Source organism: Pseudarthrobacter sp. MDT1-56 (genome assembly GCF_059383555.1).
Genome location: NZ_JBWZCK010000002.1, coordinates 23,207 through 46,285, shown reverse-complemented (window position 1 = coordinate 46,285; position 23,079 = coordinate 23,207). Strand labels below are relative to the sequence as shown.

Genomic DNA, 23,079 nt, shown 5'->3' with positions numbered 1-23,079 from the left:
GACCCGAATGACCGCCGAAACCGCCAAGAAGCCTTCCGTCCTGTTCGTCTGCGTCCACAACGCGGGCCGCTCCCAGATGGCCGCCGCCTTCCTCACCACCCTGTCCAAGGGCGCCATCGAAGTCCGCTCCGCCGGCTCCCAGCCCGCCGACAAGGTCAACCCGGCCGCCGTCGAGGCCATGGCCGAACTCGGCATCGACATGTCAGCCGAGATCCCCAAGGTCCTCACCACCGAGGCCGTCAAGGAATCCGACGTCGTCATCACCATGGGCTGCGGCGACACCTGCCCGATCTTCCCCGGCAAGCGCTACGAGGACTGGGAACTCGAGGACCCGGCCGGCCAGGGCGTCGAGTCCGTCCGGCCGATCCGCGACGACATCAAGGCCCGCATCGAGGACCTCATCGCATCCCTCATCCCCGCCGCCAGTAACCGGCACCAAGACCAAGGAGCACGACCGTGAGCGCTGACGCCGGAAACACTGAACAGCTGATCATCATCGGATCCGGCCCCGCCGGCTACACCGCGGCGATCTACGCCGCCCGGGCCGGCCTGAAGCCCCTCGTTATCGCCGGGGCCGTCACCGCGGGAGGCGCCCTGATGAACACCACCGAGGTGGAAAACTTCCCCGGCTTCCCTGGCGGCATCCAGGGCCCTGAGCTCATGGACGGGCTCCAGCAGCAGGCCGAGAAATTCGGCGCCCAGGTGGTGTTCGATGACGTCACCGAGGTCCAGCTCTCCGGCCACCTCAAGCGTGTGGTCACCGGAGCCGGTGAGACCCACGAGGCGCCCGCCGTTATCCTCGCGACCGGCTCGGCCTACAAGGAACTCGGCCTGCCGGAGGAGAAGAAGTTCAGCGGGCACGGGCTCTCTTGGTGCGCCACCTGCGACGGGTTCTTCTTCCGCGACCAGGACATCATTGTTGTCGGCGGCGGAGACTCGGCCATGGAGGAAGCCACGTTCCTGACCCGCTTCGGGAAGTCCGTCACGGTCGTGGTCCGCAAAGGCGAGCTCCGCGCCTCCCGGATCATGGCGCAGCGCGCCAAGGACAACCCCAAGATCAGCTTCGCGTGGAACTCCGCCGTCACCGCCATCCACGGGGACGCCAAGGTTACCGGCGTCACCCTGACGGACACCCGCACCGGCGAAACCCGGGAACAGGCCGCCACCGGCATCTTCGTCGCGATCGGGCATGTCCCTCGCACCGAACTGCTCACCGGCCAGGTGGAGCTCGACTCCGAGGGCTACATCAAGGTCGACTCCCCCACCACCGTCACCAACCTCTCCGGTGTCTTCGCGTGCGGGGACGCCGTGGACCACCGCTACCGGCAGGCCATCACCGCCGCCGGCACCGGCTGCGCCGCCGCCCTGGACGCCGAACGGTACCTCGCCGCACTGGACGACGCCGACAGCATCGCCACCGCCCTCGTCGAGGAACCCACCCATGCCTGAGAGCGACAGGAAGCCGGCCGTCCTGTTCGTTTGCAGCAAGAACGGCGGGAAGTCCCAGCTCGCGGCCGCGCTCCTGAAACAGCTCGCCGGCGATACCGTGACCGTACTGTCGGCCGGCACCACGCCGGGCACCTCCCTGAACGCCGAGTCGGTGGAATCCCTTGCCGAGCTCGGAATAGACATCCGCCACGAACACCCGAAACCGGTCACTGACGCGGCGATCGACGCCGTCGACGTGGTGGTCATCCTCGGGACCGAAGCGAAACTCGAACCCCGGGAGGGAAAGCGCTTCGAGGTGTGGGAAACCGATGAGCCCTCCCAGCGGGGCATCCAGGGCATGGAACGGATGCGGCTGGTCCGGGACGACATCCGCGGCCGGGTCGAGGCGCTGTATGCGGCACTAGGGCCCGGGCACGGCGTTGGGTCGGCGGCCGCAGACGCTCCAGGCTGACCCTCCGTCCGGGGAGGACTAGGGTGAATCATGGATACCTCCCCGGCGTGGGACCGCCCCATTTCGTCCCTCTATACCGACCACTACGAACTGACCATGCTCCAGGCGGCCCTCCACTCCGGCGCTGCGGAGCGGAAGGCCGTGTTCGAGGCGTTCGCCCGCGGACTGCCGGAGGGGCGCCGGTACGGGATCGTGGCCGGAACGGGGCGGCTGCTTGAAGGCCTTGCCGGTTTCCGCTTCGGCCCATCCGAGCTGGAGTTCCTGGACCGGACCGGCGTCGTCAACGCCGGCATCCTGGACCGGCTCGCGGACTTCCGCTTCTCCGGCGATATCTGGGGCTACGCCGAGGGGGAGGCCTACTTCCCTTACTCCCCTGTCCTGATCGTGGAATCCACTTTCGCCGAGGCCTGCATCCTGGAGACGTTCGTGCTGTCCGTCCTCAACCACGACAGCGCCATAGCGTCGGCGGCCTCCCGGATGGTCAGCGCGGCGGGCGGAAGGCCCTGCATTGAGATGGGTTCACGCCGGGCCCAGGAGGAAGCGGCCGCCGCCGCTGCCCGGGCCGCCGTCATCGCGGGCTTCGCCGCAACGTCGAACCTGGAAGCCGGCCGGCGCTTCGGCCTCCGGACGGTCGGCACAGCCGCGCATTCCTTCACCCTCCTGCACGACACCGAACGCGATGCGTTCCGGGCGCAGTTGGACTCGCTCGGACCCGGGACCACACTGCTGGTGGACACCTACGACGTCGAGGCGGCCGTCCGGACCGCCGTCGAGCTCGCCGGCGACAAGCTGGGGGCGGTGCGGCTTGATTCCGGTGACCTGCTGGCGCAGGCGCGGTGGGTCCGTGAGCTGCTGGACCGGCTGGGCAACGTGCACACGAAGATCGTCGTCACGTCCGATCTGGACGAATATTCCGTTGCGGCGCTCCAGGCTGCACCGGCTGACTCGTACGGCATCGGGACGGCGTTGGTCACTGGTTCCGGCGCCCCCACCGCCGGCATGGTCTACAAGCTGGTCAGCCGCACCAACGACGCCGGGGAATTCATCGCGGTGGCCAAGAGCTCGAAGAACAAGATCAACGCCAGCGGCCGGAAGCACGCGGTGCGCCGGCTTGACGGCTCGGGCACGGCCACCCACGAAGTCCTCGGGGTTGGCCACCCTCCGGCGGAGGAACCGCACGGCAGGCCACTGCTTCAGCACTTCGTGCGGGATGGAGAGCTCCTGCCGGGATGGACCGGGCCGGAGGCCGTGGTGCGGGCCCGGCGCCGGCACACGGAGACCATGGCCGAACTTCCCGCCGTCGTGTACCGGCTTCAGCGCGGCGGACCCGCCATTCCGACCATCTACGCGTGAGGGCGGCGCCGTGCGCGCCGGAATCCTTGCGGCAGGTCCGCGGGACCGGCTGAGTGGTCGTTGCGGCGGTCCAGTTCGTCGGTGACGAGCCGCAGCAGCTTTCCGGCGGACTCCGAGAGGTCCCTGCCGTTGTCCGGCGAGGCCAACTCGACGCATTGCAGCAGCGCCGAGCGGAGACGCACGAGCTGCGGGGAGGGCACCAGGGGCCAGCGGCGGAAAGAATCGAACATCAGTTCCGCACCGTGGGTATGGGTGAGCGAACCGTAGACGGCCACTTCCGCCCTCATGCTGCACGCCTCCGGTCGGCGGGGCCCGCTCCGAGTAGGCGGCGCCCCTGCCATCCCGAGTCGCGGATCATCTCCACGGCTTCAGGGTCTGCGCCGGTCAGCTTCCGCAGGTCCACGACCGTGTCGAGGCCATACCCAAACGAACCTGCCCGGCGGGCAACTGCGATAAGACTTGAGACGTTCCGAACGGTGAGTTGGCCCACCGGTGATACGAGTGCGGATTCCGAACTGAGGTCGACAGCGACGGTGATGTCGAGTTTGCTAGTCATAGTAAAAGATCCCCTGTGAAGCATGTGCGGCCGACTGCATGACCACCTCTAGGATACCCGGACCGCCGTGAGCCGCGTCACAATGACGTCACAGCCGCCCGTTCGTCAGCTCCGTTTCTTCGTCCGGGAGGTCGCCGGCGCCGTCCACGGATCCTCCGGCCAGGGATGCCGGGGGTATCGGCCCCGCATCTCCGCACGGACCTGCGCGTAGGGCCCGGACCAGAAGGAGGCGAGGTCGTCGGTCACGGCCAGCGGCCGCCGGGCCGGCGACAGCAGATGGAACAGCACCGGCACCCTGCCGCCCACGAGCCGCGGCGTCTGGTCCCAGCCGAAGCACTCCTGGAGCTTGACCGCGACCACCGGGCGCGCGCCGTCGTCGCCGACGGCGGGATAGTCGATTTTGACCCAGGAACCGCTGGGCACCTCCAGCCGTTCCGGGACCAGCTCCCCGAGCCGGGCGGCCTCGGGCCAGGGCAGCAGTCGCCGCAGCGGGTCTGCCAGGTCGATCCCGCTCGTGGCAGCGCCGCCGGCAAGCGCCTCGAGTTCCGGTGCGAGCCACTCGTCGAGGCGGGAGATCAATGCCGGATCGGACACGTCCGGCCACGGGTCCCCGAGTTCCCGGCGCAGCTGGGCAAGGCGGCGGCGCAGGGCGTCCGCCGCCGTCGACCATCCAATCGTTCCCAACCCCTCTTTCTCCAGCGCCCGCGCTACTGCCGCCCGGCCGTCAGCGGCGGACGGACGGACCGGAGTGGTGGAGAGGACGATCGCGCCCAGCCGGCGTTCCTTCCGGGCCGTGACCCGGCCCTGGCTGAACATGGCCACTACGGTGTCGCTCAGCAGGTGCCGGGCGGCAGCCTCGGCGGTATCCGCCGCCAGCGGTGCGGCCGAACGGATGACAGCGCCGGTGCCGGCCGCGTCGCGGCCCTGGGCCCGGGAAACCTCGGCGACAGCGAGCCATTCGTGCCCGGACAGGGAGCTTCCGGCAGGAAGCCCGGCCCGAGTCCCGGAACTGAGCAGGTAGCGCTCCGGTCCTTCTCCGGCGACCCTGCGCGCCACCCGGTCCGGGAAAGCGAGGGCGACAACGACCCCAACAGCTTCCCGAGGGGTGATAGCCACCGCCAGGGGCGGGGATGCGACGCCGGACCGCTCCTGCCGTGCGATGGTCTCCATCCGCCGGACGTCGTCCGCCCAGGGCCGGGACGCCGGATCCTTGCCTGAGCGCAGGCCGGCCAGCAGGCGCGGGAGATCGGCGCCGGGGGCGCGCTGGTCCCCAGCGACCAGCGCGACGGCTTCCGCGGCGGCGCGGTTCCCTACGGCGGCCGACCCGTCCAGCAGGGCCCGGGCCAGCCGGGGATCTGCGGGAACCCGGGCCAGCGCCTTGCCGAGATCCGTGGCCAGGCCGTCCGGTGCCACCGCCCCGAGTTCCCTCAGCACCTCCACGGCCTCGTTCATCGCGGACTGCGGCGGGGCGTCAGGCAGTGACAGCCCGCGGCCCCCCGGCGATCCCCAACACGCCAGGACCAGGGCGGCACCGGTGAGGTCAGCAACCGCGATCTCCGGTGTCGGGTGGGCCGGCGCGGCGCCGTAGGTCTTTTGGTCATAGCAGCGGACCACCCGTCCCGGTCCCTGGCGGGCTGCCCGCCCGGCGCGCTGCTCGGCGGAGGCGCGGGAACAGGACACGTTCACGAGCCCGGACATGCCGCGGCCCGCGTCCCGCCGCGGCTCGCGGGACAGTCCGGAGTCGATGACCAGCCGGACTCCCGGGACCGTGAGGGAGGATTCGGCGAGCGACGTGGATACGATGATCCGCGGGCCGCCCCCGGGTACCCGCCCGGATACGGCGCGGTCCTGCTCTGTCGGGCCGACCTGCCCGTGCAGTTCCAGGACCTCCGCGCGCGAGCGGCCGCGCAGCCGTCCCGCAACGTAGGACACCTCCCACGCCCCCGGGACGAACACCAGGGCATCAATATCCAGGCCGGCCGCGAGGGCTTCGGCATGCGCGGAGGCGGCTGTGTCTGCCACATGGTCCAGGAAGGCCCGGGTCACTCCGCGCTCATCCAGCCTGGGCACCGCGGCCGGCACCCAGTCCACCTCCAACGGGTACAGCGCGGACGGACAGTCGACGACGGGCGCCGGACGGGCGCCGCCGTGATCCCCGGCGCTGTGATCCGCCGCATCGCCGCCGGCTCCGAGGAGGGCGGCGTACCGCGGCGCGTCCAGGGTGGCGGACATGGCGACGAGTGCGAGGTCGCCCCGCAACTGACGGACCTCGGCGAGCATGCCCAGCAACAGGTCGGTTTCGAGGCCGCGTTCGTGCACTTCGTCGAGGATGACGGCGCCGGCGGTTTCCAGCCCCGGATCCGCCAGCAGGCGGTTCAGCAGGATGCCCGGGGTGACAAATTCGATCAGGGTGTCCGGGCCGGTCTGGCGTTCGCCGCGGACCGTGTATCCGATACGGTCCCCCAGCCGGCTGCCGTCCAGCGCAGCGAGGCGCCGCGCCGCTGAACGCGCGGCGACCCGGCGCGGCTGGGTGACGATGATGCGTGCGTTGGACCCGCGGCCCTGCTGCCGTGCGGCACTCAGGACGAGGTTGGCCAGCAGCGGCGGGACCAACGTGGTCTTGCCCGTGCCCGGCGGCGCCTGCACCACGGCGGTCGCGCCCGGGCCGCCGGCCCGCAATGCCTCGGCCAGATCGCCGAGCGAGCGCCCGAAGGCCAGGCCCGACCCGATGGCCTCCAGCCTGAACGGCGCGGGGGCAAGGGTCAGCGGATCAGCCGGAGTAGTCACACTCCCATTGTCCCCACAAAGCCGGGACGCCGTGTTCCGCCCGGAACGGGTGCGGCGTCCCCGATCAATCCCACGCAGAACGCTGCGGCGCCGCGACACCGGGACTTTTGACTCATGCGGCTCGATCCCGAGCGGGCCTAGGCTAGGACATGACTGACTCCGAGATGCTCGAGGTGGAGCGAAAATACGACGTCGGCGAGGGCGACGAACTGCCGCTCCTGGAGTCGTTGCCGGAGGTGGACCGGGCGGGGCCGCCCGAGGACGAGGCCCTCGACGCCGTCTACTTCGACACCGCAGGTCTGGCACTGGCGTCCCGCGGCATCACCCTGCGCCGGCGGACCGGTGGACACGATGACGGATGGCACCTGAAGCTCCCCGTGGCGGTAGGGGAACGTCAGGAATTCACCGTGCAGTTCGGCAAAAAGCCCGAGTCAGTGCCCCGGCGGCTGCGGCGACTCGTCCAGGTCCATACGAGGGACCGCGACGTGATTCCAGTAGCAAGGCTGACCACCCGGCGCACCAAGCAGCGGCTCTTTTCGTCCGATGGAACGGCTCTGGCCGACTTCAGCGATGACCGGGTGGATTCCCAGACCCTGTTGGAGCCGCAGGCGCACTCCACCTGGCGGGAATGGGAAATCGAACTCATTGACGGCCCCAAAAAGCTGCTCAAGGGTGCCGACGCGCTGCTCGCTGAAACCGGCCGCCGCCCGTCGGCGCTGCCATCCAAACTCGCCCGCGGATTGGGCGAACAGTATCCCGCGGTCGCCAAACCTGCACCTGGGCCGGAGCCAGAGGGACCAGCTTCGGCAGTCCTCCTGTCCTACCTGAGCCAGCAGGTCGAGGCGCTCAAAAAACATGACCCCGGCGTCCGGGAAAACACGCCGGACTCCGTGCATCAGCTCCGGGTGGCCGCGCGCAGGATCCGCTCCGTGCTGGCAACCTTCCGGAAACTTGCCGACCCCGACGTCACCAGATCGCTGCGCTCAGAACTTCAATGGCTTGCCGGCAGCGTGGGTGAGGTCCGGGACAACGAAGTGATGCGGGCCCGGCTGCTGGACTTGATCGGCACCGAGCCGCCGGACCTCCTGCTGGGTTCTGTGGCGCGGCAGATCGAAGAACATTTCGACGCTGCGGCCCATGATGCCCGCGCGAAGGGCCTGGCTGCGTTGAAGAGTGCCCGCTACTTCCGCCTGCTCGATGCGCTGGATGCGTTCCTGGCGGAGCCGCCGCTAACTGGGACTGCCGGGAAGGAAGCGCGGCAGACGGTTGGCCGGCTCGTCTCGAAGCAGCGCAAACGCTTGAAAAAAGAGGTCCTGGCCCTCGACGTCGACTCCGACAGCCCGGCGACGGAAGCCGCGCTCCACGAGGTCCGGAAGAGCGCCAAGCGACTGCGCTATGCGGCAGAAGCGGCCGCCCCGATTCTGGGGAAACGGGCCACCACCGTTGCGCGGGCCGCCGAAGAGATCCAGGAGAGCCTGGGCGATCACCATGACAGTGTCGTCACCCGGGAGCTGTTGCGCGAGTTGGCCGCGAACCACCGCGGGAAAAGTGCGTTCACCTACGGGCGGCTGCATGCTTTGGAGCAAGTTGCCGGTGAAGTGTCCCGCGAGCGTTTCTTCCGCACATGGGAGTCATCTCCGCCCGAGCCACTCCGCTGGAAATAGGGCGGTTGCTGGTCTCCCGGCGTCAGCGACCCGGCGGTGGAATAACCAGCACGGGTCTGCGTTGCAGTCCGGCCAGGTTCATTCCGACCGACCCCTCCAGCATCCGCTCAACGGCTGCCAGCCGCCCGGGGCGTTGTCCCCCGACGATCAGCAGCGAGGCGTCCGTGCTCGCCGCCAGCCGGCCAAGAGCCTGGGCAACGGCGCCGTTCAGCACCCGGAACGACCAGTCCTCCCCCGGCAGGCCCAATACGTCTTGGAGGACGCCCCGGACGTGGCTGGAGGGGAAGTCCGTCTCACTGTTGATGGCCGGATCCAACGATGCGCTTGCCCGTGAGGCTGAGGGTTCCCACTCCGTGAGGTAACTGGCCGGATCCACATAGGCGCAAATCAAGTGTGCGTTTAGCCGTGCAGCCAGGCTGGCGCCGGACCTGATCAGGGATTTAGATGGTTCCCAACCCACCCCGAGCACCACCGGTCCGGACGGCCGTTCCGTGACCGCCGGAGGGGGCTGGCCATCGCCTGGGGAATCCATCAGAGAGGGCCGGCGCCGGGTGCTTCCCGCACATCCATAACCGTCAGGATAGCCCCAGGCCGGAACGGTGAGGGCGGAACGTGCTTAGGAAACCTGCAGTCCGCCGTTGATGTCGTAAGTGGCCGCTGTGATGAAGCCGGCCTCCTCTCCCATGAGAAAGGTCATCAAAGCTGCCATCTCGTTGACCGTGCCCACGCGGCCCACCAGGATGTCCTTGGACATTTCCTTCTTCCGTTCCTCGGTCAGGGTGCCGCCCATGATGTCCGTGTCCACAGGCCCCGGTGCGATGCAGTTGATGGTGATCCCATGCTCACCCATCTCGCGTGCCAGGGCGCGGGTGAAGCCAATAATGCCGGCCTTGGCCGCGCTGTACGCGACCTTGGAGTAGGTGCCACCGCCGCGCTGGGCGGAGATGGACGAAATGCTGACCACCCGGCCGATCTTCCGGTCAATCATGCCACCGAGGCACCGCGTCGGCGCATTTCTCGCCTCCCTGCCCCTGCTGGTCCCGCTGCTGCTGATCATCCTGAACACGGTCACGGGTGCTATCGACCAGAACGCACAGGGCGTTGTCGGCGCCAAATACGAACCGTCCGATTGGGTTGTTCCCTTCGCCTTCATCGGCAACCCGGTGATCGCACTGATCATTGGCGTACTGCTGGCCGTCTACGTGCTGCTGCCGCGATGGACTCCGCGCACCAAGGTCCAGGGCGGGTTTTGTGATGCGGCTGCATCTGCCGGCCTCATCCTGCTGATCACCGGTGCCGGCGGCGCGCTGGGACAGGTGCTGCGCAGCTCCGGTGTGGGCGACGCGTTGGCGGTGGCCATTGCCGCCACCGCCCTGCCGGCCTTCCTTGTGCCCTTCCTGGTAGCGACCCTCGTCCGGCTGGCCCAGGGATCAGGTACGGTGGCGATGATCACGGCTGCCTCCGTCACGGCCCCCCTGGTGGGAACCCTCGGCATCGATCCGCTGGTGGCTGCAATGGCCTGCACCGCCGGATCCATGATCCTGAGCTACTTCAATGACTCCTACTTCTGGGTGGTCACCAGGTTCGCCGGGCTCGAAGGCACCGCGGCCCTTCGGGGCTGGTCGGGCATCACCACCGCCGTCTGGGCCGGGTCTATCCCGTTGCTGTTCATCCTGAACCTCGTCATGGGCTAAGCCGCCCTGCACAAAGGCCCCGACCTTCACGGCGGCTTCCAGCGGTCACTGCAACACCCGTTGCTTAAGTGGTTAGTAGTAAGACACGCAAGACGCTCGGCTAGGACATCCCGGCCGAGCGTCTTGCGTGGGCGTCCGTCGGTCCCGCCGCCCGCCAGGGTGGGTGCTCACCGGCCAGCCAGCGGGTGTCTCCGCCAAACGAGGAACAGCAACACCAGACCGATCGGAACAAGCCGGGATATAACCGTCCTTTACTTGGGAGTGGCGAGCTAGAGTGGGAGCCCAACGTCGATGGGGGGGTTCGTATGGAGAATGAACCGATGCCGTCCGGGGCCAGAGACCCCGGGCCCTTCTACCACGGCACGAAGGCTGACCTGAAGCCGGGGGACGTGCTGAAACCCGGCTATAGCTCGAATTTCGGCGAGCGTAAGAAGGCCAACTACATCTACATGACCGCAACCCTCGATGCGGCCACTTGGGGAGCCGAACTCGGGGTGGGCGAGGGACCGGGCAAAATCTACCGTGTGGAACCCACTGGCCCCTTTGAGGATGACCCCAACCTGACCGATAAAAAGTTCTCGGGCAACCCGACAAGGTCCTACCGAACCCGGGAGCCACTGCGGGTACTAGACGAGGTCCTGGATTGGGAACCACACTCCCCCGAGGTGCTTCAGAACATGCGGAACCACCTTGAAGAACTCAAACGGCTAGGCATCGAGGCAATCAACGACTGAACCGCGGCGCACCGGCAGCAGCGGCCCCTGTTTGAGGTCAAGAACGACGGCGCAGCCGACGGCGGCCCAGGACTGCACAGCGGAAAGGGGCCGGGCGACTCAGCTGTTCTGCAGGTCCAAGTGGTGCTCGGCGACGACGTTCGGGTGGGCCCGGAGCCGGTAGCGGAGTGCGTTGTCTCCGTACGTTTCAAGAATGGGGCTGTTCGTTGGATCAACGGACAGGCCGCGGGCCCTGGCCTGGAACTCCGGGCTCACTGCGAGCTGCGGCATGGTCGCGTCCAGCGCCGGGTTGAAGAAGAACGGAAGCGAAATACGGTCGGTGCCGCGCAGGGGCGAGATCACCCGGTGCAGGGTCGCCTTGAGGTATCCGTTGGTTGCCAGTTCGAGCATCTCGCCGATATTGACGACGAACGTTCCCGGCACCTGGGGGGCATCGATCCACTGCCCCTGGTACTCGACCTGCAGCCCACCCTTTCCTGGCTCCACGAGCAGCAGCGTCAGGACGCCGCCGTCGCGGTGGGAGCCCACGCCCTGCTTGGGCTCCGGGTTGGACTCCCCCGGGTACCGCACAATTTTCAGCAGGGGAAAGGCCCGTGCGGCGAAAGCCTTGTCGAAAGTGTCTTCGGGCGCACCGAGGGACACCGCCAGGGCTCGCAGGAGGGTCAGCGAAATAGTGCTCAGCCGCTCGGTCCACTCCAGGACAATGCCCCGCATTTCGAGGAGGGCTTCCGGCCACAAGTTGGGGCCCTCAAGACGCCAGTAGTCGGCGACTCCCGGCCCCGGCTCCACCACAGCACGCTCAACGCCGATATCAATCTGCTCGCGCCAGTCGACGGCGCCGTCAGTGAGTTCGCCACCGACTCTGGTATATCCACGGAATTGCGGGCTATTAATATTCTCGACGGCGAGCTTCTGCTCCTCGGGCAGCTCGAAGAAGCGCCGGGAGACGTCGAGCATGGAATCCGTCAGCTCCTGCGGGATCCCGTGTCCGGCCAGGTAGAGGAAGCCGACCTCGTGCATGGCGTTGCGCAGGTCATCACGAAACCGGGAGGCCTCCTCCGGGCCCGCGCTCAATCGGGAAAGGTCCAGGACGGGCAATGATTCGAGGGGCACCTTATTAGTCCTTTTCGATGAACTTGGCAAGCTGGGGACTGTACTTTCCTCAATGTTACGGACTGAAGGGTGGCCGGGGACATTAGCATGTCGAATTAAGACGTTCGAGAAGCCGCGCCGGCTTCTCGCCCTCATCAAGACATCCCCGCAGTGGTCCGGAGAGTCCGGACGGCCGGACGGGAAGCATGCAGGACGCGGGCAGGCTGTCGGGCACGACGATGGATGACATACTCGGCCACGGCCAAATTGGTCACCCAGGCCGCCGTCATCAGCAGTGCGCGGGTCAGTTCGTCCAGCAGGGCTGGTCATCGCGGAAGGCGAAGCTGGACCGTACCCGGGCCGGCGACCAATGCGGCGTGCCCTTGCCTGACTAGGGACTTCGGAGGAGGATGTGCGGACACTCCAGGAGGCCTGTCATGAACAAGCTTGGCAAGTTTGAGAAGTACCTGATTGAGGAATTTTTCGACGATTACCGCGCCGGCGCCATGAGCCAGCGGACGTTCACGCGCCGGGTGGCTTTCATAACGGGCAGCATGGCCGCGGCCTCGGCGGCGATGCTGCTGGTGGGTTGCACTCCGGAGGAAGTACCGCGCAGCACCGACCCCATGCCGACCCCCAGCCCCAGCCCCTCGCCGTCGGGCTCGGGGGCCGGCACCGCCTCCCTTGGCCCGGTGCCGGGAGCCAAGAGCCCGCTCTCTGTTCCTGAGGGAGCGCCCGGTCTACTGACAGAGACAGTGCGATTCCCTGCCGAGGGAACAGACATCAGCGCCTACCTTGCCCGGCCGGAGGCGGGTGCGTCCGGACCTGCAGTACTGATCTGCCACGAGAACCGCGGGCTGACTGCGCACATTGAGGACGTGGCTCGCCGTTTCGCCAAGGCCGGCTACGCGGCCCTGGCGCTGGACCTGCTCAGCAGGGAAGGTGGCACCGCGGGCATGGACCGCGACGCCGTCCCGGGCGCATTGACGGCGGCCGGCGTCCAGCGCCATGTTTCCGATTTCGCGGCGGCTTTTGATTACCTGCAGACAAAGGACTTCGTCGACGAGGGGCGCATCGCCATGACCGGATACTGCTTCGGCGGGGGCATCACGTGGCAGGCGGCCACGGAACTGCCCGGACTGAAGGCGACTGCAGCCTTTTACGGGCCCTCCCCCGAACTGGACAAAGTCCCGACCATCCAGCCGGCCGTGTTCGGCGTCTACGCTGAACTCGATCAGCGGATTACTGGCGCACTGCCGGCGCTGCGGGATGCGCTGGCTGGCACGGACGTCCGCCACCAGCTCACCGTCTATCCCGGCGTCGACCACGCTTTCCACAATGACACCGGGCCGCGCTACGTTGAGGCGCAGGCCACCGCCGCATGGAATGACACGCTGGCCTGGTTCACCAAGTACGTTTGAGCCCGTTGTTGCGCGGCTTTTACTTAGGGTTTACCTGCCTTGCCTTGTGGGTCCCGGGGACCTGCAACAGACTGGATATCACCAGAAGAACTGATCTTTCGTGATCGGTCGACGAGGCACCGGGAGACGGACGCAGTGATGCGTTCCGGCCTGATCCGCGGTAGTGACGCCGGGGGACAGGCTCCCCAGACCGGGAGGATAGCGATGACCGGCCAATTTGAACTGTTCGTTGACACGGAGTCGAGGTTTCGATTCCGACTCAGGGCAGCAGACGGCACCGTGATGGCGGTATCGGCTGCGTTCCGCGACAAGTCCGCTGCCGTAGCCGGCATCGCCGCCGTGCGGGAGTGCGCCGGGATGGGGCTGGTCACCGACCTCTGCTCCGAGACCCGCGGGCAGGGCGGGGTTCAGGAGTCAGCGCCCGACGCCCCGCTGGCCCGCCATGGCTGGCACAAACGGGCCGAAGGCTTCCACAGCCGCTCCAAGACCATCCGGCGGGCGGCATCAGCGCCCCGGTGGACCGGCGCAGCGTAACCAGATCGTGGGATGACGGGGGCTACGAACCCGCCGTGTGGGCTACGGGTGCGCTCCGTCCTCGTACCAGCGCAGGACCCGCAGCGCGCGCAGGGTGTTCCACCGGCTGGGACGCCCGTCACCGTCCCCGAGCGCAAAGTGGACCTGCCCGGGGTGCGTGTTTTCGAGCAGCCAGGTGCCGTCGGGCTGCCGTTTGGATCGGAGCAGGTCGACTGCCTCGGCCATGCGCGGGTCGGGCGGACCACCGGCGGAGCGGAAATACTCCAGGGCACGGAGCACGTCGTAGTGCCAGCGGGTCGGGAATGAGAACTCCAGCCAGGCCGGGTCGATGACCTCTCCCGTGCTTCTGCGGCGGAACAGCCGTCGTTCAAGGAGATACTCCTCGGCCCGGCGCCGCGCCTCGATGGATTTCGCGGAGCCGCCGGTTGACTTTTCGTGCGCCAGCAGGCCTTCGAGCACGTTGATGGTTGTCGCGGCCGAGGAAACCACGGCGCCATACTCTGCCCAGCAGTTCCACCCGCCGTCGTCGAGCTGTTCGCGGACCAGCCGGGCGACCACGGCGTCGACGTCCTGCCCGAAGTAGGCTCCGAGTCCAACGGCCATGCCGTTGATGCAGGGCTCGACCTCGCCGGTGAAATAGGCCTGTCCGCCTTCCTCCCAGCGGCAGTTGTCCCGCACGAGTGCAACGGTCCGGCGCATTTGCTCGCTGCCCGGCTCGACGCCGAAGTCACGCAACTGCAGGAGGCTGTACGTGGTGGCGGTCCAGGGCTGGATCCCGTCGTCGGCACCTTCATGCCCGGAGGGATCGTACTGGCTGCCTGGGGTGTCAGCTCCATCTGGAGGTACGACGTCGGAAACGCCGCCTTGCGCGGGGAAGTGCGCTCCCCCGGCCCATTGGCCATCGTCGCCGCGCAGAGCCAGCAACCGGGCTCCCCATCCCTCGGTCACCACCCGTGCGCGCTCGGCGGCCACGACGTCGGAAGGTGCGGCGGCAAGATCCCGCAGCGCCTGCCATCGGATGGAAGGATCACTATCGAGCAGCCAGTCCAGAATGGTCATGCGGCGATTGTAGTGGTCCGCGTCCCTCCGACACATAGCCTGGTACCGTCGCCACTGCCGCCGTTTTTTCAGTCCGGACCGCTCCTACCCCTCGCAGTCAACGCAGTAAGCGTGGCCGTTCTTTTCACGCGCGATCTGGGACCGGTGCCGGACCAGGAAGCAGGAATAACAGGTGAATTCATCCTCCGCCTGGGGGATGACCTGGACGATGAGTTCCTCGGCGACGAATTCTCCGCCGGGGACGATCGAGTCGTCCAGCGAATCCGCCTCATCCAGCTCGCGCACCACGCTGCGGGCGTCCGGAGCATTCGCAGACTGCAGCGCCTCCAGGGACCTGTCCTGCGATTCCTTGACGTCGGAACGTACTTCATCGTAATCGGTTGCCACTGACGTGATTCTCTCTTCTTCGGATTGCGGGTCGGATAGCTGTTCAACAGACGGACCCGCTCCAGTATTCCCCCTCACCACAAACTCAACGGTTCATGACCCGGATACGTGCCCCGCCCGTATCGGCTTTCGCGGAGCCGCCAGCCGTCCATAGTTTGTACATTCGTTCGATTTAAGGCTATATTCTGGTGAGTTTCTTTGGGGGGAAATTATGAACAAAGCGCAGAGACGCGCCCACGTGGAGACTCCGTGTCGAGAATGCGGCTCGCGGGTCATCCCGATCTGGAAAGACAAGCGGTCTGCGGCTTCCAGCCAGCCCGACTGGCGAGTGAGTGCCCGGCAATGCAGCCGCCTGGGATGCGTCTTCAACGACACCCGGAACTGGCGGGAATCGTGAGGCACTTCCGGCCCACAAACGCCCTGCAATGATGGAGCAGTGACTATCGCAAAATCGGTTGTGCTGTTCGTGCTCGCTGCTGCAGCTGAAATCGGCGGCGCGTGGCTGGTTTGGCAGTCAGTCCGCGAGGGCAAAGACTGGTGGTGGGCCGGGCTGGGCGTCCTCGCGCTGGGCGCGTACGGCTTCGTGGCGACCCTCCAGCCCGACGCGCACTTCGGACGCATCCTCGCAGCCTATGGAGGGGTCTTTGTAGCCGGCTCGCTCGCATGGGGCATGATGTTTGATGGGTTCCGGCCCGACCGATGGGACATCATCGGCTCCGTGCTCTGCCTGTTCGGCGTGGCCGTGATCATGTTCGCGCCACGTAGCGCCGGCTAGGCCGGAGACGCGGAATCCGTTGCAAACTGCCCGTCCAATCGAACCCGCCGCCCGGCGCGACCATGAAAGCTATCCATAGTGATGACACAGACCACGACGAAACCAACACCGGCCCGGCGTGACCCCGCGAAGAAAATCCGCATGGTCCTCTGGATCCTGCTCGCTGCCATCGTCGCGGCCGGCCTCGTCTGGTACGCGGTCCTGACGACCAACAGGCCCGCACCCGAAACCCAGCAGCCGGCGGCCAGGGCACAACTGGTCCGCGAGGACAGCCACCGGCTTACCTCCCCCGCTGTCGAAAAGGCCCAATTGGTCGAGTTCCTGGATTTCGAATGCGAGTCCTGCCGGGCCGCCCATCCGCTCGTCGAGGAACTCAAGAAGGAGTACGGTGACCGGATCACGTTTGTGAACCGCTACTTCCCCCTCCCCGGACACCGCAACTCCGGGACAGCCGCCCTGGCGGTCGAGGCCTCCGCACAGCAAGGCAAATACGAGCAGATGGCAGCGAAGCTTTTCGCAACCCAGACAGAGTGGGGCGGAAAGCAGGAATCCCAGGCCCCCGTGTTCCGCAGCTACGCGCAGGACCTCGGCCTCGACCTGGCCAGGTACGACGCGGCCGTGGCGGACGAGAGTACCAGGGAGCGGATCCGGAAGGATGCCGCGGACGGTACGGCCCTGGGGGTCACCGGCACACCGACATTCTTCCTCAATGGCAAGAAACTGGTGCTGGACACGGAAGCCGAATTCCGGCAGTTACTCACCGACGCAGCCCAATAAGCGCGGTGCCAGGACGCCCGGCCCGACCCGCCACGGTGTTATTGGAGGGATGCGGTCAGGCGCGCCAGGTTATCGAACGCCTTCTGGGCGACCGGCCGCCGGATCCAGTCCTCGAGCTGGAGTTCGAGGCTGTTCTCCCGGTACCCGTCCTCAATCCCGCGGATTGCGTCCACAATCCCGCGCCCATGGACAAGCACCGACACCTCCATGTTGAGGCTGAACGAGCGGACATCCATGTTGCTGGACCCAGGGTGTAGTTGGTGAGCTGGGACACTAACGGCCCCAGACCACATCCGGCGATGATCAGTGGCAGCCGGGTCCACCTGCCGGAGTCCGCACGTGGCACGATCGGAACCAGCACCACCAGGCCCACGATCAAGAGCAGGAATTCCCACCGGATGAGGATGGCCGGGCGGCGCGCCGCGGCCCTCTTACCGGCGAGCATCGCGACCGCGAACATGGTGTGGGCTATGGGGGGTCATGGAGTGCCGCCGTTACCCGCAGCTCGTCCTGCTGGGGCGAAGTGCCGCGGGCTTGGTCCGTTTCCGGGGTACCCCTACGCTACGACTGCCACGGCCGGGTGCCGTCACCCGGCAAGGATGAAACCCTCCGGCCAGACCTTCTGGTGGACATCAGATATCTCTCTCGCCGTCCCAGCAGACAAGGTGTTGAATAGTAATAGGTCCGCGCCGCTGCCGAACGTTGCGACGTGTTGGACCGGGTACGTTTGCTTGCCGGATCCGGTCGGGTCGGGCGTAAAACGGGGTCGGCGACGCTTGAGAGCCCTCTGAGACCGGGGTTCTCGCCCCCAGCCGTCGTCGGCCCCTTCGTTTTCTGGATTCGACTCAACGGACGCCTCCGCAGCCCAGGCCTGTTTGGACTCCCGGGGCGCCCCCTCTTTCGGTCCGCGAGTACGCAGCTTCACGTAAGGTACCGTCATGCACGTTAGTTCCGCCGGCGAAATCGGCAACGCCCATGGCGCCCCGGCCGCCCCCGGCCCCGCGGAAGCCGCGGAAGCCGCGGAAGCCGCGGAAGCCTCAAACAGACCAGCAGCGCCATGACGGATCTCGATATTGACGTGCGCTGGTACGCGGGGACGCGGTCCCGCCGCCACGGCGCAGCACCGCCGATCCAGGTGCACCTGGCCGCGCCCAACACGGTCATCCTCCGGCAGAGCATCGCGAGCGATTTCGAAGCACCGTTCCTCTACCTGCTGTTCGGCGAGGACCGTGCCGTCCTTCTTGATACGGGCGCGACGGCGGATGCCACCAGATTTCCGCTTCGGGCGACAGTCGACGCGCTCATTGAAGGCTGGCTGCGCGGGCACCCCAAGGACGGTTACGAACTCGTCGTGGCCCACTCGCACGCCCATGGGGACCACGTCGCCGGGGACGGCCAGTTCACAGGCCGGCCCCACACCCGGGTCGTGGGACATTCCGCCGAAGAGGTTGCCTCGTTCTTCGGGATCGACCACTGGCCCCGGGGCACGGCCCGCGTGGACCTCGGCGGACGGGTGCTTGAGGTGATCCCGACGCCAGGGCACCATCCTTCCGCCGTCGCCATCTATGACGAGGCCACGGGCATTCTGCTCACCGGAGACACTGTTTATCCCGGCCGGCTCTATGTGCAGGATTTTCCGGCTTTCCAGGAATCGCTGCGTTCCCTGTGCGATTTCAGTGCGGCGCACCCGGTCAGGGTGGTTCTTGGGGCCCACATCGAAATGTCGGACCGGCCGTTCCGGGACTTTCCGCTCGGCTCAACCTGGCACCCTGATGAAGCTGCCCTTCCCCTGACGGTCGGGGACCTTCGGGCGATCCGGGATGCGGCAGCCCTGGCTGCCGACCGCCCCGGGGCGCACCGCTACGAAAATTTCGATATCTGGAACGGGCCCTGCCGGCTGGAGTCGTTGGCCCAGTCCGTCCGGCTCTTCATGTTCCGGGCCCTTGGCCGGTAGCGCTGCCCCGGAGTTCCGTGCCGCGTCAGCAGGGTTACGATAGCCCGGCTGTTGCCAGCGAGGACCGGTGGAAGTCCGTGCGGTGCTGTTTCGGGTTGCTCACTGCGCTCCTTCGTGGTCCTGTGACAGGTCACCCGCTCTGCGGATGCGTCGGCGGGGGTCCGCTCCGGGCGATGCGTCGATTGTGTCATGTCGCCTGCCGCGTTCGACCCGTCGGACATTGCACCACGGCCCCGCCTGCCCTTATTGCCCGCTCGCCGCCCGGGAGGATAATGGCACCGAGGGCCAGCAGCCAGAGCGGACGGAAGGGGTCCGAATGCAAACGCCGCCGCGCATCACGGTTGAGGTGCCGGTACTCACCATTGGCTCCGGACCCTCTGACTATGAGGAACTGGGCAGCCACGTCGATGCGCTGCGCAGGCAACGGGGGCTGCACCTGACCCTGCTGCACATCGGCGTCCTGGCGGACTTCGCCCGGGACATCGCGGACTGGACCAGGGGCAGCACGAGTGCCGAGGAAGCCGCCAGCACGGCAGTCTCCTGGTTGGAGGGTCTGCCCGTGCTCGGCGGCTTCTCTGCGAGGTCCGAGCGTCTGGTCCTGTTGGGCGGCGGGCGCGTGAGCGGGCTGGAAGTGGAGGTGCCCCAGCAGGTGCGGGACTATCAGGTCTCCCTCGTGAAGGCGCTGCATGAACTGTTGGACGGGTTGCTGGTGGACAATGTCGACGACTTCATCCTCGGCTCCCGCGCCCTCGGTTTCAGGTACCCCCGCTGGACACCGCACGTCGCCGTCGGCCGCCCCAAATCAAAGGGCCGCGGGCCGCGGGACATTGCCCCGCTGGCCATCGAATTCGGCGAATCACGGATCAGGAACCGACAGTTCCTGCCGGCCATCGACACCGGAGGAGGACGACGGGACCAGGACCCCGGGCCACCCCGGACAGGAGATGAACCATGACGGTTCGGAGCGCAGGCATTCTGCTATACCGCCGGGTTGGTGGAGCGGGAGTGGACGTGTGGATAGCCCATATGGGCGGACCGTTCTGGGCGCGCAAGGATGCCCGCGCCTGGTCGATTCCCAAGGGTGAATACCTTCCAGACGAGGACCCGCTGGCCGCTGCGCAGCGCGAGTTCGCCGAGGAAATGGGAACTCCTGCACCAGCCGCGCACTACTGCCAGCTCGGTGATTTCCGGCAACCTTCGGGAAAGGTCATCACGGTCTTCGCCGCCGAGTCCGACTTCGCTCCGGAACACATCGTGAGCAACACCTTCGTCCTGGAGTGGCCGAAGGGATCCGGCACGGTCCGCAGCTACCCCGAGGTCGACGACGCCCGCTGGGCCGGACTGCAGGAAGCCCGGACCAAGCTGGTCAGCGGCCAACTGCCGATCCTCGAGGCCTTGATCCAGCACGTGAAGGGCCGCGGGCCCTGACAGGCGCGGCGCGGGGCACCTCCTTGGACTGTCACGCGCCATTGCTGGCCCGGCAGCGGACTGCCATCCTTGGGTAATCCGCACTCCCGGAAGCGAACGAAAGGGAAAGACGATGCCGCTCTATCTGTCGAAGTTCAGCTACACCCCAGAGACCTGGGCCAGGATGATCAGCAACCCGGAAGACCGCGGAAAGGCCGCCCAGGCCTATATCGAATCGGTCGGGGGTAAGCTCCACGGCTTCTGGTATGCCTTCGGCAGCCACGACGGCTACAACCTCTGGGAGGCTCCCAACAACGTGTCCATGGCCGCGGTGGCCCTAGCAATTACCGGCGGCGGTGCGCTGAGTTCGCTGGAAACAACCGTGCTGCTGACCGTCGACGAAACGTTGGACGCCCTGCGGATGGCCGCCGAGGTCGGGTACCGGGCTCCCGGCACCTGACGATCCCGTCCCACGCATAGAGAGGACTCCCTCGATGAATGCAGTCGAACCGACGGGCCGGCGTGAAATGTCTGCCGTCCATCGCGCGGCGAGCCTGAAGGAGCGCGTCTACATCAGCTTCACCAGCCTGGCTGTGGTGCTGGCCCTGCGGAGCCATGCGGACGAGACGTCGCCCGCTGCTGCGGCGGCAACCCTCAGCATCGTGGTCGTCGGTTCCCTGCTCGGGATCTTCGTCGCCGATCTGCTGAGCCACCTGACAGTTCACGCGCAGCTCCCCAGCGGTCAGGAACTGCACCACATGATCGCCGTCAGCACCGAGGCGCTCAGTGTCCTGGTGACTCCGCTCCTTCTCCTCACGGCGGCCGGCCTCGGCCTCTGGTCAACCGCGGTGGCGTTGCAATGGGCAGTCATCGTTCTCGTGGTGACGCTCCTCATCGTCGGCTTCCTCGCGATCCGGCGACTGGAGCTGCCGTTCCGCCACAAAGCCGTGATCATGTTCGCCGAAGTAGTGTTGAGCCTGATGGTCATTGGCCTCGAACTGTTGGCGCACAGCCTCTGACAGGGGCACCGCGGACCGCCGCAGCCTGGGGATCAAGCCGCACTTCCATTCGTTGGGGTGGGTAGCGGCCCAACACCCTCGCCCACCAAAGGAGACTGCTTGCTGATCGTGCTCACCGGAATTGACGGGTCAGGAAAAACGACGGCGGCACGGGCCCTGGTTGATGCTGCCCGCAACGCGGGGAAAGACGTCCTGCTTCTCGGCAATTATGCGGGCCGCCGGCAAATGTCCCTCATCAGTGCCAGACTCGGCGTTCACCTGCCCTCGCGGCCGGCGGACTTTCTGGAAACGGCCGTTCGGACCTTCAACGTCCTGAATTCACACCGCCGCGCCAAACGATATCCCGGCCTGGTGGTCATGGATCGGGACCTGCATTGCCAGCTTGCGCTGCGCCGGATGCACGGACTTCCCCGGGGTCGCGTGCTTCCTTACCTCATCCGTGCGCTCCCCCAGCCCGACCTCCTGATCTACCTCGACATCGACCCCCGAGAGGCGCACGCACGGGTCCTCGCGCGGGGCACCGACTCCGAGCGGCTCGAAGACCTCGAGTCCTTGCGCGAGGCCTACCAATCACTCCCGGAATTCCCAGCGTTTACCAGCATCCCTGCCGACGGGCAGCCGGCCGAGGTGCTGGCCCGGCTGCAGGCCGCCATCGCCCAGTCCTGCGGAGGGCCGGCCGGGTTGCACTCCACCGCCGGCCCCGCCTGACCTCGCACGGACTGAGGCCTCGCGGACTGGCACCTAACGCGCGAGGTATTCCTCGTGCTGCCGGTGCGCTTCCGCCACCAGCGCCCGGATCTTGTCAATGTCCTTGGCCTTGTTGCGGTACTTCAAATCCATGGCCAGAATCTGGGACTCTTCCTCGGTCAGCATCCGGTAAATCCGCTCGCGTTCGGAGGCGTCAGCGGTGTATTCCAGGTCAAGGTAGTTAACGGCGTGCCGGCGCGCGTTGTTGATGGACGTCTGGGCTTTGCCGGCCTTACTCAGCAGCGACGCGACGACCGTCAGGACGAGCACCCCAACGATGACACTCAGGGACAGGCCGGTGCTGATCTCGATCACGGGAACCGGCTGGCCGTCGTTGACGAACGGCAGGTTGTTCTCATGCAGGGCGTGGAGCACCAGTTTGACGCCGATAAAGGCAAGAATCACCGCCAGGCCGTAGGCGAGGTAGATGAGGCGGTCCAGGAGGCCGTCGATCAGGAAGTACAGCTGGCGCAGGCCCATCAGGGAAAACGCGGTGGCGGTGAACACGATGAACACGTTCTGGGTCAGCCCGAAGATCGCCGGGATCGAGTCCAGGGCAAAGAGGATATCGGTTCCCCCGATGGCCACCATCACCAGCAGCATCGGCGTGAGCGCCCTCTTGCCGTCGTGAACTGTAAAGAGCTTGTCCCCGTCGTAGTGCTCCGTGGTGTGGAACAGCTTCCTGGCAATGCGGATCAGGAAATTATCGGCCTGGTCGTCGCCGTGGGCGTCCGGCCGGAGCAGGTTGCCCGCGGTGATCAACAAAATCAGGCCAAAGATGTAGAACACCCACGCAAAGGAATTGATCAGCGCGGCCCCGAGGAAAATGAACCCGGTGCGGGCGATCAGCGAGAAAACGATGCCGAAAAGCAGCACCTTCTGCTGGTCTTCGCGCGGCACCCGGAAACTCGCGATGATGATCAGGAAGACAAACAGGTTGTCGACGGAGAGGGCCTTCTCCGTGATGTAGCCGGCGAAGTATTCCGACCCCATCTCGGTGCCGCCGAAAATCCACACGAGGACACCAAAGAGGACGGCCAGTCCCACGTAGAGGGCCGACCACGCGGCCGCCTCCTTGAGCGTGGGCACGTGGGCCTTGCGGATGTGGAAGAAGTAGTCGAAGGCCAGCAAGGCCAGGATGACGGCGATGGTGCTTGCCCAGATAAGGGGGGAAACGGTCATGTTGCTCAACTTCCGTGAGGGATCCGGCCCCGGAGGC

Annotated in this window: 26 protein-coding genes and 1 pseudogene; 17 read left to right on the top strand and 10 right to left on the bottom strand. The window is 66.8% G+C overall.

Annotation, left to right across the window (positions count from 1 at the left end):
• Positions 1-7 precede the first annotated feature (7 nt).
• Genes AC50YC_RS03445 through AC50YC_RS03430 form a run of 4 tightly spaced genes read left to right on the top strand, consistent with a single transcriptional unit; the run spans position 8 to position 3,253 of the window.
• Entirely contained in the window at positions 8-460 is a 453-nt protein-coding gene (locus AC50YC_RS03445) for an arsenate reductase ArsC (protein ID WP_494952217.1), read from the top strand.
• Complete coding sequence (gene trxB / locus AC50YC_RS03440) at positions 457-1,449, top strand: thioredoxin-disulfide reductase (RefSeq protein WP_494952216.1); 993 nt, start codon at positions 457-459, stop codon at positions 1,447-1,449. The genes AC50YC_RS03445 and trxB overlap by 4 nt, the downstream gene beginning before the upstream one ends.
• On the top strand, positions 1,442-1,900 hold the full coding sequence (locus AC50YC_RS03435) for an arsenate-mycothiol transferase ArsC (RefSeq protein WP_494952215.1): 459 nt from the start codon (positions 1,442-1,444) through the stop codon (positions 1,898-1,900). Before trxB ends, AC50YC_RS03435 begins: the two co-directional genes overlap by 8 nt.
• Positions 1,901-1,930: 30 nt before the next feature.
• Positions 1,931-3,253: a nicotinate phosphoribosyltransferase gene (locus AC50YC_RS03430; RefSeq protein WP_494952214.1), complete on the top strand. Its 1,323-nt coding sequence runs from the start codon at positions 1,931-1,933 to the stop codon at positions 3,251-3,253.
• On the opposite strand, the gene AC50YC_RS03425 is transcribed toward AC50YC_RS03430, so the two are convergent.
• The 3 genes from AC50YC_RS03425 to hrpB all read right to left on the bottom strand — a co-directional run bounded on the left by AC50YC_RS03425 (position 3,244) and on the right by hrpB (position 6,596).
• On the bottom strand, positions 3,244-3,540 hold the full coding sequence (locus AC50YC_RS03425; RefSeq protein ID WP_494952213.1) for a hypothetical protein: 297 nt from the start codon (positions 3,538-3,540) through the stop codon (positions 3,244-3,246). The genes AC50YC_RS03430 and AC50YC_RS03425 overlap by 10 nt on opposite strands.
• The gene (locus tag AC50YC_RS03420) at positions 3,537-3,809 is read right to left on the bottom strand and encodes a hypothetical protein (protein ID WP_494952212.1); all 273 of its coding nucleotides are present in this window, start codon (positions 3,807-3,809) and stop codon (positions 3,537-3,539) included. Before AC50YC_RS03420 ends, AC50YC_RS03425 begins: the two co-directional genes overlap by 4 nt.
• A 105-nt stretch (positions 3,810-3,914) precedes the next feature.
• Positions 3,915-6,596, bottom strand: a complete 2,682-nt coding sequence (gene hrpB / locus AC50YC_RS03415; protein ID WP_494952211.1) for an ATP-dependent helicase HrpB — start codon at positions 6,594-6,596, stop codon at positions 3,915-3,917.
• Between the two features lie 149 nt (positions 6,597-6,745).
• Here hrpB and AC50YC_RS03410 point away from each other — a divergent pair, with 149 nt between their 5' ends.
• The gene (locus AC50YC_RS03410) at positions 6,746-8,260 is read left to right on the top strand and encodes a CYTH and CHAD domain-containing protein (RefSeq protein WP_494952210.1); all 1,515 of its coding nucleotides are present in this window, start codon (positions 6,746-6,748) and stop codon (positions 8,258-8,260) included.
• Positions 8,261-8,282: 22 nt separating this feature from the next.
• Here the strand turns inward: AC50YC_RS03410 and AC50YC_RS03405 are convergent, their stop codons facing one another.
• Both AC50YC_RS03405 and AC50YC_RS03400 read right to left on the bottom strand, forming a co-directional pair.
• A complete protein-coding gene (locus AC50YC_RS03405) occupies positions 8,283-8,792 on the bottom strand; it encodes a universal stress protein (RefSeq protein WP_494952209.1) in 510 nt (169 codons plus the stop codon).
• 84 nt (positions 8,793-8,876) lie between these two features.
• Positions 8,877-9,263 (bottom strand): annotated as a pseudogene (locus tag AC50YC_RS03400) (SDR family NAD(P)-dependent oxidoreductase); the annotation flags it as partial.
• Here AC50YC_RS03400 and AC50YC_RS03395 point away from each other — a divergent pair.
• Positions 9,205-9,954, top strand: a complete 750-nt coding sequence (locus AC50YC_RS03395; RefSeq protein WP_494952208.1) for a GntP family permease — start codon at positions 9,205-9,207, stop codon at positions 9,952-9,954. The pseudogene AC50YC_RS03400 and the gene AC50YC_RS03395 sit on opposite strands and share 59 nt — an antisense overlap.
• A 305-nt stretch (positions 9,955-10,259) precedes the next feature.
• On the top strand, positions 10,260-10,688 hold the full coding sequence (gene arr, locus AC50YC_RS03390; protein ID WP_494952207.1) for an NAD(+)--rifampin ADP-ribosyltransferase: 429 nt from the start codon (positions 10,260-10,262) through the stop codon (positions 10,686-10,688).
• Between the two features lie 99 nt (positions 10,689-10,787).
• On the opposite strand, the gene AC50YC_RS03385 is transcribed toward arr, so the two are convergent.
• On the bottom strand, positions 10,788-11,801 hold the full coding sequence (locus AC50YC_RS03385) for an isopenicillin N synthase family dioxygenase (protein WP_494952206.1): 1,014 nt from the start codon (positions 11,799-11,801) through the stop codon (positions 10,788-10,790).
• A 416-nt stretch (positions 11,802-12,217) separates the two neighbouring features.
• Here AC50YC_RS03385 and AC50YC_RS03380 point away from each other — a divergent pair, with 416 nt between their 5' ends.
• On the top strand, positions 12,218-13,201 hold the full coding sequence (locus AC50YC_RS03380; RefSeq protein ID WP_494952205.1) for a dienelactone hydrolase family protein: 984 nt from the start codon (positions 12,218-12,220) through the stop codon (positions 13,199-13,201).
• A 204-nt stretch (positions 13,202-13,405) separates the two neighbouring features.
• Positions 13,406-13,735, top strand: coding sequence for a YegP family protein (locus tag AC50YC_RS03375; RefSeq protein ID WP_494952204.1), 330 nt, complete (start codon positions 13,406-13,408; stop codon positions 13,733-13,735).
• 42 nt (positions 13,736-13,777) lie between these two features.
• Here the strand turns inward: AC50YC_RS03375 and AC50YC_RS03370 are convergent, their stop codons facing one another.
• Together AC50YC_RS03370 and AC50YC_RS03365 are read right to left on the bottom strand one after the other, a co-directional pair.
• Complete coding sequence (locus AC50YC_RS03370) at positions 13,778-14,794, bottom strand: hypothetical protein (protein ID WP_494952203.1); 1,017 nt, start codon at positions 14,792-14,794, stop codon at positions 13,778-13,780.
• 84 nt (positions 14,795-14,878) lie between these two features.
• Complete coding sequence (locus tag AC50YC_RS03365; protein WP_354170373.1) at positions 14,879-15,181, bottom strand: DUF4193 domain-containing protein; 303 nt, start codon at positions 15,179-15,181, stop codon at positions 14,879-14,881.
• Between the two features lie 436 nt (positions 15,182-15,617).
• Here AC50YC_RS03365 and AC50YC_RS03360 point away from each other — a divergent pair, with 436 nt between their 5' ends.
• Together AC50YC_RS03360 and AC50YC_RS03355 are read left to right on the top strand one after the other, a co-directional pair.
• The gene (locus tag AC50YC_RS03360; RefSeq protein ID WP_494952202.1) at positions 15,618-15,956 is read left to right on the top strand and encodes a YnfA family protein; all 339 of its coding nucleotides are present in this window, start codon (positions 15,618-15,620) and stop codon (positions 15,954-15,956) included.
• Positions 15,957-16,037: 81 nt separating this feature from the next.
• Positions 16,038-16,733 (top strand): DsbA family protein, encoded by a 696-nt coding sequence (locus AC50YC_RS03355; protein ID WP_494952201.1) that lies wholly within the window; start codon positions 16,038-16,040, stop codon positions 16,731-16,733.
• A 38-nt stretch (positions 16,734-16,771) separates the two neighbouring features.
• Here AC50YC_RS03355 and AC50YC_RS03350 read toward each other — a convergent pair whose 3' ends face one another.
• Positions 16,772-16,969, bottom strand: a complete 198-nt coding sequence (locus AC50YC_RS03350; RefSeq protein WP_494952200.1) for a phospholipase D-like domain-containing protein — start codon at positions 16,967-16,969, stop codon at positions 16,772-16,774.
• A gap of 821 nt (positions 16,970-17,790) precedes the next feature.
• Between AC50YC_RS03350 and AC50YC_RS03345 the strand changes: the two genes are divergently transcribed.
• The 6 genes from AC50YC_RS03345 (at position 17,791) to AC50YC_RS03320 (ending at position 21,821) form a co-directional block, all read left to right on the top strand.
• Complete coding sequence (locus AC50YC_RS03345; protein ID WP_494952199.1) at positions 17,791-18,687, top strand: MBL fold metallo-hydrolase; 897 nt, start codon at positions 17,791-17,793, stop codon at positions 18,685-18,687.
• A 316-nt stretch (positions 18,688-19,003) separates the two neighbouring features.
• Positions 19,004-19,642 carry a hypothetical protein gene (locus tag AC50YC_RS03340; protein WP_494952198.1) on the top strand — a complete coding sequence of 213 codons (639 nt, stop codon included), beginning with the start codon at positions 19,004-19,006 and terminating at the stop codon, positions 19,640-19,642.
• On the top strand, positions 19,639-20,115 hold the full coding sequence (locus tag AC50YC_RS03335; RefSeq protein WP_494952197.1) for an NUDIX hydrolase: 477 nt from the start codon (positions 19,639-19,641) through the stop codon (positions 20,113-20,115). Before AC50YC_RS03340 ends, AC50YC_RS03335 begins: the two co-directional genes overlap by 4 nt.
• A gap of 112 nt (positions 20,116-20,227) precedes the next feature.
• The gene (locus AC50YC_RS03330; protein ID WP_463901653.1) at positions 20,228-20,554 is read left to right on the top strand and encodes a GYD domain-containing protein; all 327 of its coding nucleotides are present in this window, start codon (positions 20,228-20,230) and stop codon (positions 20,552-20,554) included.
• A gap of 34 nt (positions 20,555-20,588) precedes the next feature.
• Entirely contained in the window at positions 20,589-21,113 is a 525-nt protein-coding gene (locus AC50YC_RS03325) for a hypothetical protein (protein ID WP_494952196.1), read from the top strand.
• A gap of 99 nt (positions 21,114-21,212) precedes the next feature.
• Positions 21,213-21,821, top strand: coding sequence for a dTMP kinase (locus AC50YC_RS03320; protein WP_494952195.1), 609 nt, complete (start codon positions 21,213-21,215; stop codon positions 21,819-21,821).
• A 33-nt stretch (positions 21,822-21,854) separates the two neighbouring features.
• Here the strand turns inward: AC50YC_RS03320 and AC50YC_RS03315 are convergent, their stop codons facing one another.
• Complete coding sequence (locus tag AC50YC_RS03315) at positions 21,855-23,042, bottom strand: TerC family protein (protein WP_494952194.1); 1,188 nt, start codon at positions 23,040-23,042, stop codon at positions 21,855-21,857.
• Positions 23,043-23,079: the final 37 nt, after the last annotated feature.